Genomic DNA, 10,000 nt, shown 5'->3' with positions numbered 1-10,000 from the left:
CTTGGTCCCAAACCAAGTGCTCTACCAAGCTGAGCTACTTCCCGTTCCAAAAAACATAAAATTGGCGCGCCCGGCAGAAGTCGAATCCACAACCTTCTGATCCGTAGTCAGACGCTCTATCCAATTGAGCTACGGGCGCAAATTATTCACGAAATAAAAATGGTGCCGAGAACCGGAATCGAACCGGTACGGTAGTCACCTACCGCAGGATTTTAAGTCCTGTGCGTCTGCCAGTTCCGCCACCCCGGCAAAAAAAATCAATGGAGCGGAAGACGGGATTCGAACCCGCGACCCCGACCTTGGCAAGGTCGTATTCTACCACTGAACTACTTCCGCATAAGAGATGCGGGTGAAGGGACTTGAACCCCCACGCCCGAAGGCACTAGATCCTAAGTCTAGCGCGTCTGCCAATTCCGCCACACCCGCATAATCTCTAGATAGTCTGTAATCTAATTACAGAAATGGTGAGCCATGCAGGATTCGAACCTGCGACCCTCTGATTAAAAGTCAGATGCTCTACCAACTGAGCTAATGGCTCGTACTAAGTGGTGCCGGCGAAAGGACTTGAACCCTCAACCTACTGATTACAAGTCAGTTGCTCTACCAGTTGAGCTACACCGGCACAAAGTATGGTGGAGGATGACGGGCTCGAACCGCCGACCCTCTGCTTGTAAGGCAGATGCTCTCCCAGCTGAGCTAATCCTCCATATATCACGCATTACTGCGCTTGCCTGGCAACGTCCTACTCTCACAGGGGGAAGCCCCCTACTACCATCGGCGCTGAAGAACTTAACTTCCGTGTTCGGTATGGGAACGGGTGTGACCTCTTCGCCATCATTACCAGACAAATGTGCTTGTCCTTTTTCAAAGACAATTTATATTATATACTACAAACTATGTAATATACAAGACTTTTTTTGAAAGAACAATTTGTTCATTCAAAACTGGATAAAACCAACATTGATGTTTCAAGACAGCCTTACGGCTCTTCACTTATATTTGGGAAAGTCCTCGATCTATTAGTATCTGTCAGCTCCACATGTCGCCATGCTTCCACACCAGACCTATCCACCTCATCATCTTTGAGGGATCTTACTTACTTGCGTAATGGGAAATCTCATCTCGAGGGGGGCTTCATGCTTAGATGCTTTCAGCATTTATCCCGTCCACACATAGCTACCCAGCGATGCCTTTGGCAAGACAACTGGTACACCAGAGGTGTGTCCATCCCGGTCCTCTCGTACTAAGGACAGCTCCTCTCAAATTTCCTGCGCCCGCGACGGATAGGGACCGAACTGTCTCACGACGTTCTGAACCCAGCTCGCGTACCGCTTTAATGGGCGAACAGCCCAACCCTTGGGACCGACTACAGCCCCAGGATGCGATGAGCCGACATCGAGGTGCCAAACCTCCCCGTCGATGTGGACTCTTGGGGGAGATAAGCCTGTTATCCCCGGGGTAGCTTTTATCCGTTGAGCGATGGCCCTTCCATGCGGAACCACCGGATCACTAAGCCCGTCTTTCGACCCTGCTCGACTTGTAGGTCTCGCAGTCAAGCTCCCTTATGCCTTTGCACTCTGCGAATGATGTCCAACCATTCTGAGGGAACCTTTGGGCGCCTCCGTTACTCTTTAGGAGGCGACCGCCCCAGTCAAACTGTCCGCCTGACACTGTCTCCTGCCCGGATCACGGGCAAGGGTTAGAAGTCCAATACAGCCAGGGTAGTATCCCACCATTGCCTCCTCCGAAGCTAGCGCTCCGGTCTCTCAGGCTCCTACCTATCCTGTACAGGCTGCACCGGAATTCAATATCAGGCTACAGTAAAGCTCCACGGGGTCTTTCCGTCCTGTCGCGGGTAATGCGCATCTTCACGCATATTATAATTTCACCGAGTCTCTCGTTGAGACAGTGCCCAGATCGTTACGCCTTTCGTGCGGGTCGGAACTTACCCGACAAGGAATTTCGCTACCTTAGGACCGTTATAGTTACGGCCGCCGTTTACTGGGGCTTCAATTCGAAGCTTCGCTTGCGCTAACCTCTCCTCTTAACCTTCCAGCACCGGGCAGGCGTCAGCCCCTATACGTCACCTTACGGTTTTGCAGAGACCTGTGTTTTTGCTAAACAGTCGCCTGGGCCTATTCACTGCGGCTCTCTCGGGCTATACACCCTACCAGAGCACCCCTTCTCCCGAAGTTACGGGGTCATTTTGCCGAGTTCCTTAACGAGAGTTCTCTCGATCACCTTAGGATTCTCTCCTCGCCTACCTGTGTTGGTTTGCGGTACGGGTACCTCCCACCTCGTTAGAGGCTTTTCTTGGCAGTGTGAAATCAGGGACTCCAGGGTATACACCCCTTGCCATCACAGCTCAATGTTAGAGAAACGGGATTTGCCTCGTTTCACACCTCACTGCTTAGACGCGCATGACCAACAGCGCGCTCACCCTATCCTTCTGCGTCACCCCATCACTCAAACGGTGGGGAGGTAGTACAGGAATATCAACCTGTTGTCCATCGTCTACGCCTATCGGCCTCGACTTAGGTCCCGACTGACCCTGAGTGGACGAGCCTTCCTCAGGAAACCTTGGGCATTCGGTGGAAGGGATTCTCACCCTTCTTTCGCTACTCATACCGGCATTCTCACTTCCAAGCGCTCCACCAGTCCTTCCGGTCCAGCTTCAACGCCCTTGGAACGCTCTCCTACCACTGACACCAAAGGTGTCAATCCGCAGTTTCGGTGATTCGTTTAGCCCCGATACATTTTCGGCGCAGCGCCACTCGACCAGTGAGCTATTACGCACTCTTTAAATGATGGCTGCTTCTAAGCCAACATCCTGGTTGTCTGGGCAGCGCCACATCCTTTTCCACTTAACGAATACTTTGGGACCTTAACTGGCGGTCTGGGCTGTTTCCCTCTCGACTATGGACCTTATCACCCATAGTCTGACTCCCAAACATAAATCATCGGCATTCGGAGTTTGTCTGAATTCGGTAACCCGGGATGGGCCCCTAGTCCAAACAGTGCTCTACCTCCGAGATTCTAACGTTTGAGGCTAGCCCTAAAGCTATTTCGGAGAGAACCAGCTATCTCCAGGTTCGATTGGAATTTCACCGCTACCCACACCTCATCCCCGCACTTTTCAACGTACGTGGGTTCGGGCCTCCAGTAAGTGTTACCTTACCTTCACCCTGGACATGGGTAGATCACCTGGTTTCGGGTCTACGACCCCATACTCATTCGCCCTATTCAGACTCGCTTTCGCTGCGGCTCCGCATTCTCTGCTTAACCTCGCATGGAATCGTAACTCGCCGGTTCATTCTACAAAAGGCACGCCATCACCCATTAACGGGCTCTGACAACTTGTAGGCACACGGTTTCAGGATCTATTTCACTCCCCTTCCGGGGTGCTTTTCACCTTTCCCTCACGGTACTGGTTCACTATCGGTCACTAGGGAGTATTTAGCCTTGGGAGATGGTCCTCCCGGATTCCGACGGAATTTCACGTGTTCCGCCGTACTCAGGATCCACTCTGGAGGGGATGAATTTTCGGTTACGGGGCTTTTACCCACTCTGGCGGACCTTTCCAGGTCGCTTCGCCTAACTCATCCTTTTGTAACTCCGTATAGAGTGTCCTACAACCCCAGGAAGCAAGCTTCCTGGTTTGGGCTTTTCCCGTTTCGCTCGCCGCTACTCAGGGAATCGATTTTTCTTTCTCTTCCTCCGGATACTTAGATGTTTCAGTTCTCCGGGTCTGCCTCGTATTTGCTATGTATTCACAAATACGTACCATCCTATTAAAGATGGTGGGTTTCCCCATTCGGAAATCTTCGGATCACAGCTTACTTACAGCTCCCCGAAGCATATCGGTGTTAGTGCCGTCCTTCTTAGGCTCCTAGTGCCAAGGCATCCGCCGTGCGCCCTTTCTAACTTAACCAAAAAGTTAACGTTCTTCTTTCAATCAGCGATGATTGAGAAGAAAGAACAAAAGAATCGCTGTTCGGCTCACTATAAATAGTGTCCGACTCGGTTGATTGTCTTGATTTGTTGCTTCAATGTTGTTTTATCCAGTTTTCAATGAACAAGTTTGAAGATATTCATCATAATCCAGCTCCGACTCCCTGATGCTCGAGATCATAAGCCAACTCGTCTACGTGGCAAAAATCGCCACTTCGTCGATCTGTCTTATGCTTGTCGCATCAAAACGGTCGTCTCCGCTTTTTGATGAACCTTCAAAACTGAACGCAAAATGTCAACGTAAGAACCAAAGGTTCTTTTCCGAATGTGCAGCTTCATCATCACGAGGATGTTCCACTGACATATATCCTTAGAAAGGAGGTGATCCAGCCGCACCTTCCGATACGGCTACCTTGTTACGACTTCACCCCAATCATCTGTCCCACCTTCGGCGGCTAGCTCCCCTAAGGGTTACCCCACCGACTTCGGGTGTTACAAACTCTCGTGGTGTGACGGGCGGTGTGTACAAGACCCGGGAACGTATTCACCGTGGCATGCTGATCCACGATTACTAGCGATTCCGGCTTCATGCAGGCGAGTTGCAGCCTACAATCCGAACTGGGAACGGTTTTCTGGGATTGGCTCCCCCTCGCGGGTTTGCAGCCCTCTGTACCGTCCATTGTAGCACGTGTGTAGCCCAGGTCATAAGGGGCATGATGATTTGACGTCATCCCCACCTTCCTCCGGTTTGTCACCGGCAGTCACCTTAGAGTGCCCAACTGAATGATGGCAACTAAGATTAAGGGTTGCGCTCGTTGCGGGACTTAACCCAACATCTCACGACACGAGCTGACGACAACCATGCACCACCTGTCACCACTGTCCCCGAAGGGAAAGACATGTCTCCATGCCGGTCAGTGGGATGTCAAGACCTGGTAAGGTTCTTCGCGTTGCTTCGAATTAAACCACATGCTCCACCGCTTGTGCGGGTCCCCGTCAATTCCTTTGAGTTTCAGCCTTGCGGCCGTACTCCCCAGGCGGAGTGCTTAATGCGTTAGCTGCAGCACTAAGGGGCGGAAACCCCCTAACACTTAGCACTCATCGTTTACGGCGTGGACTACCAGGGTATCTAATCCTGTTTGCTCCCCACGCTTTCGCGCCTCAGCGTCAGTTACAGACCAGAAAGCCGCCTTCGCCACTGGTGTTCCTCCACATCTCTACGCATTTCACCGCTACACGTGGAATTCCGCTTTCCTCTTCTGTACTCAAGTCCCCCAGTTTCCAATGACCCTCCACGGTTGAGCCGTGGGCTTTCACATCAGACTTAAAGGACCGCCTGCGCGCGCTTTACGCCCAATAATTCCGGACAACGCTTGCCACCTACGTATTACCGCGGCTGCTGGCACGTAGTTAGCCGTGGCTTTCTGACGAGGTACCGTCAAGGTACGGGCAGTTACTCCCGTACGTGTTCTTCCCTCGCAACAGAGCTTTACGATCCGAAAACCTTCTTCACTCACGCGGCATTGCTCCATCAGACTTTCGTCCATTGTGGAAGATTCCCTACTGCTGCCTCCCGTAGGAGTCTGGGCCGTGTCTCAGTCCCAGTGTGGCCGATCACCCTCTCAGGTCGGCTACGCATCGTTGCCTTGGTAGGCCATTACCCCACCAACTAGCTAATGCGCCGCGGGCCCATCCTGCAGTGACAGCCGAAACCGTCTTTCAGAGTTCCTTCATGCGAGGGAACTGATTATTCGGTATTAGCCCCGGTTTCCCGAAGTTATCCCCATCTGCAGGGCAGGTTGCCCACGTGTTACTCACCCGTCCGCCGCTAATCAAAAGGAGCAAGCTCCAATTGATTCGCTCGACTTGCATGTATTAGGCATGCCGCCAGCGTTCGTCCTGAGCCAGGATCAAACTCTCCATAAAAGAGAATTGATTGCTCAATTCGTACTGGCATCATTTAAGATGTCTATCAGATCGATTAAGATCTGTTGTGTTTGTTCCACCGGCAGAACCGGTTTCTCAAACGATAATTCGTTGACATTTTGCTGTTCAGTTTTCAAGGTTCATGGTGTTTCTGTTGTTTTCAGCAACTCTTACAGTATAACATTCTGTAAGCATCGTGTCAACAACTTTATTTAACTTTTTATTTATAGCAACCGCTCTACGAAAGCTTTTCGCAAGAGCAACATTGATAATAATACCACACAATCACTTAGTTAGCAACCATTATTTCACTTGCATTTCCAAGGAAATGTTATTGTTCACAAGTAATTATGATCTTTTAGAAAAGAAAAAGCCATTCTACAACAGAATGACTCCATCTGCCTGGCAACGTCCTACTCTCACAGGGGGAAGCCCCCTACTACCATCGGCGCTGAAGAACTTAACTTCCGTGTTCGGTATGGGAACGGGTGTGACCTCTTCGCCATCATTACCAGACAACTTGAGCTTATTCGCTCAAAACTGGATAAAACCAACATTGATGTTTCAAGACAGCCTTACGGCTCTTCACTTATATTTGGGAAAGTCCTCGATCTATTAGTATCTGTCAGCTCCACATGTCGCCATGCTTCCACACCAGACCTATCCACCTCATCATCTTTGAGGGATCTTACTTACTTGCGTAATGGGAAATCTCATCTCGAGGGGGGCTTCATGCTTAGATGCTTTCAGCATTTATCCCGTCCACACATAGCTACCCAGCGATGCCTTTGGCAAGACAACTGGTACACCAGAGGTGTGTCCATCCCGGTCCTCTCGTACTAAGGACAGCTCCTCTCAAATTTCCTGCGCCCGCGACGGATAGGGACCGAACTGTCTCACGACGTTCTGAACCCAGCTCGCGTACCGCTTTAATGGGCGAACAGCCCAACCCTTGGGACCGACTACAGCCCCAGGATGCGATGAGCCGACATCGAGGTGCCAAACCTCCCCGTCGATGTGGACTCTTGGGGGAGATAAGCCTGTTATCCCCGGGGTAGCTTTTATCCGTTGAGCGATGGCCCTTCCATGCGGAACCACCGGATCACTAAGCCCGTCTTTCGACCCTGCTCGACTTGTAGGTCTCGCAGTCAAGCTCCCTTATGCCTTTGCACTCTGCGAATGATGTCCAACCATTCTGAGGGAACCTTTGGGCGCCTCCGTTACTCTTTAGGAGGCGACCGCCCCAGTCAAACTGTCCGCCTGACACTGTCTCCTGCCCGGATCACGGGCAAGGGTTAGAAGTCCAATACAGCCAGGGTAGTATCCCACCATTGCCTCCTCCGAAGCTAGCGCTCCGGTCTCTCAGGCTCCTACCTATCCTGTACAGGCTGCACCGGAATTCAATATCAGGCTACAGTAAAGCTCCACGGGGTCTTTCCGTCCTGTCGCGGGTAATGCGCATCTTCACGCATATTATAATTTCACCGAGTCTCTCGTTGAGACAGTGCCCAGATCGTTACGCCTTTCGTGCGGGTCGGAACTTACCCGACAAGGAATTTCGCTACCTTAGGACCGTTATAGTTACGGCCGCCGTTTACTGGGGCTTCAATTCGAAGCTTCGCTTGCGCTAACCTCTCCTCTTAACCTTCCAGCACCGGGCAGGCGTCAGCCCCTATACGTCACCTTACGGTTTTGCAGAGACCTGTGTTTTTGCTAAACAGTCGCCTGGGCCTATTCACTGCGGCTCTCTCGGGCTATACACCCTACCAGAGCACCCCTTCTCCCGAAGTTACGGGGTCATTTTGCCGAGTTCCTTAACGAGAGTTCTCTCGATCACCTTAGGATTCTCTCCTCGCCTACCTGTGTTGGTTTGCGGTACGGGTACCTCCCACCTCGTTAGAGGCTTTTCTTGGCAGTGTGAAATCAGGGACTCCAGGGTATACACCCCTTGCCATCACAGCTCAATGTTGTAGAAACGGGATTTGCCTCGTTTCACACCTCACTGCTTAGACGCGCATGACCAACAGCGCGCTCACCCTATCCTTCTGCGTCACCCCATCACTCAAACGGTGGGGAGGTAGTACAGGAATATCAACCTGTTGTCCATCGTCTACGCCTATCGGCCTCGACTTAGGTCCCGACTGACCCTGAGTGGACGAGCCTTCCTCAGGAAACCTTGGGCATTCGGTGGAAGGGATTCTCACCCTTCTTTCGCTACTCATACCGGCATTCTCACTTCCAAGCGCTCCACCAGTCCTTCCGGTCCAGCTTCAACGCCCTTGGAACGCTCTCCTACCACTGACACCAAAGGTGTCAATCCGCAGTTTCGGTGATTCGTTTAGCCCCGATACATTTTCGGCGCAGCGCCACTCGACCAGTGAGCTATTACGCACTCTTTAAATGATGGCTGCTTCTAAGCCAACATCCTGGTTGTCTGGGCAGCGCCACATCCTTTTCCACTTAACGAATACTTTGGGACCTTAACTGGCGGTCTGGGCTGTTTCCCTCTCGACTATGGACCTTATCACCCATAGTCTGACTCCCAAACATAAATCATCGGCATTCGGAGTTTGTCTGAATTCGGTAACCCGGGATGGGCCCCTAGTCCAAACAGTGCTCTACCTCCGAGATTCTAACGTTTGAGGCTAGCCCTAAAGCTATTTCGGAGAGAACCAGCTATCTCCAGGTTCGATTGGAATTTCACCGCTACCCACACCTCATCCCCGCACTTTTCAACGTACGTGGGTTCGGGCCTCCAGTAAGTGTTACCTTACCTTCACCCTGGACATGGGTAGATCACCTGGTTTCGGGTCTACGACCCCATACTCATTCGCCCTATTCAGACTCGCTTTCGCTGCGGCTCCGCATTCTCTGCTTAACCTCGCATGGAATCGTAACTCGCCGGTTCATTCTACAAAAGGCACGCCATCACCCATTAACGGGCTCTGACAACTTGTAGGCACACGGTTTCAGGATCTATTTCACTCCCCTTCCGGGGTGCTTTTCACCTTTCCCTCACGGTACTGGTTCACTATCGGTCACTAGGGAGTATTTAGCCTTGGGAGATGGTCCTCCCGGATTCCGACGGAATTTCACGTGTTCCGCCGTACTCAGGATCCACTCTGGAGGGGATGAATTTTCGGTTACGGGGCTTTTACCCACTCTGGCGGACCTTTCCAGGTCGCTTCGCCTAACTCATCCTTTTGTAACTCCGTATAGAGTGTCCTACAACCCCAGGAAGCAAGCTTCCTGGTTTGGGCTTTTCCCGTTTCGCTCGCCGCTACTCAGGGAATCGATTTTTCTTTCTCTTCCTCCGGATACTTAGATGTTTCAGTTCTCCGGGTCTGCCTCGTATTTGCTATGTATTCACAAATACGTACCATCCTATTAAAGATGGTGGGTTTCCCCATTCGGAAATCTTCGGATCACAGCTTACTTACAGCTCCCCGAAGCATATCGGTGTTAGTGCCGTCCTTCTTAGGCTCCTAGTGCCAAGGCATCCGCCGTGCGCCCTTTCTAACTTAACCAAAAAGTTAACGTTCTTCTTTCAATCAGCGATGATTGAGAAGAAAGAACACAAGAATCGCTGTTCGGCTCACTATAAATAGTGTCCGACTCGGTTGATTGTCTTGATTTGTTGCTTCAATGTTGTTTTATCCAGTTTTCAATGAACAAGTTTGAAGATATTCATCATAATCCAGCTCCGACTCCCTGATGCTCGAGATCATAAGCCAACTCGTCTACGTGGCAAAAATCGCCACTTCGTCGATCTGTCTTATGCTTGTCGCATCAAAACGGTCGTCTCCGCTTTTTGATGAACCTTCAAAACTGAACGCAAAATGTCAACGTAAGAACCAAAGGTTCTTTTCCGAATGTGCAGCTTCATCATCACGAGGATGTTCCACTGACATATATCCTTAGAAAGGAGGTGATCCAGCCGCACCTTCCGATACGGCTACCTTGTTACGACTTCACCCCAATCATCTGTCCCACCTTCGGCGGCTAGCTCCCCTAAGGGTTACCCCACCGACTTCGGGTGTTACAAACTCTCGTGGTGTGACGGGCGGTGTGTACAAGACCCGGGAACGTATTCACCGTGGCATGCTGATCCACGATTACTAGC

The 10,000-nt window shown here is 51.2% G+C and carries 8 tRNA genes and 6 rRNA genes (2 of these 14 cut by a window edge); all 14 read right to left on the bottom strand.

The features are described from left to right. A tRNA-Pro gene (locus PGH26_RS00540) sits at positions 1-44 on the bottom strand; it reaches 33 nt to the left of the window's first position. Between the two features lie 18 nt (positions 45-62). Continuing rightward, positions 63-139: transfer RNA gene (locus PGH26_RS00535), tRNA-Arg, on the bottom strand. A gap of 21 nt (positions 140-160) precedes the next feature. Further along, positions 161-249, bottom strand: a tRNA-Leu gene (locus tag PGH26_RS00530). A gap of 12 nt (positions 250-261) precedes the next feature. Next, positions 262-336: transfer RNA gene (locus tag PGH26_RS00525), tRNA-Gly, on the bottom strand. An 8-nt stretch (positions 337-344) separates the two neighbouring features. Then, positions 345-426, bottom strand: a tRNA-Leu gene (locus PGH26_RS00520). Positions 427-462: 36 nt separating this feature from the next. After that, positions 463-538, bottom strand: a tRNA-Lys gene (locus PGH26_RS00515). A gap of 8 nt (positions 539-546) precedes the next feature. After that, positions 547-622 (bottom strand) — tRNA-Thr (locus PGH26_RS00510). 8 nt (positions 623-630) lie between these two features. Beyond that, a tRNA-Val gene (locus PGH26_RS00505) sits at positions 631-706 on the bottom strand. 23 nt (positions 707-729) lie between these two features. Then, positions 730-845: ribosomal RNA gene (gene rrf / locus PGH26_RS00500) — 5S ribosomal RNA — on the bottom strand. A gap of 154 nt (positions 846-999) precedes the next feature. Then, positions 1,000-3,931, bottom strand: a 23S ribosomal RNA gene (locus PGH26_RS00495). Positions 3,932-4,325: 394 nt separating this feature from the next. Beyond that, positions 4,326-5,877 (bottom strand): 16S ribosomal RNA (locus tag PGH26_RS00490). A gap of 400 nt (positions 5,878-6,277) precedes the next feature. Then, positions 6,278-6,393 (bottom strand): 5S ribosomal RNA (rrf, locus tag PGH26_RS00485). 79 nt (positions 6,394-6,472) lie between these two features. Further along, positions 6,473-9,404 (bottom strand): 23S ribosomal RNA (locus tag PGH26_RS00480). Positions 9,405-9,798: 394 nt separating this feature from the next. Further along, a 16S ribosomal RNA gene (locus PGH26_RS00475) occupies positions 9,799-10,000 on the bottom strand (it continues 1,350 nt past the right edge of the window). Together the 16S, 23S and 5S rRNA genes with 8 tRNA genes alongside form the textbook arrangement of a ribosomal RNA operon.

The organism is Sporosarcina jeotgali, from assembly GCF_033304595.1.
In the GTDB taxonomy this organism is placed as follows: domain Bacteria; phylum Bacillota; class Bacilli; order Bacillales_A; family Planococcaceae; genus Sporosarcina; species Sporosarcina jeotgali.
The sequence above is the reverse complement of the archived record's forward strand: the minus strand, read 5'-3'. Positions and strand labels throughout refer to the sequence as shown.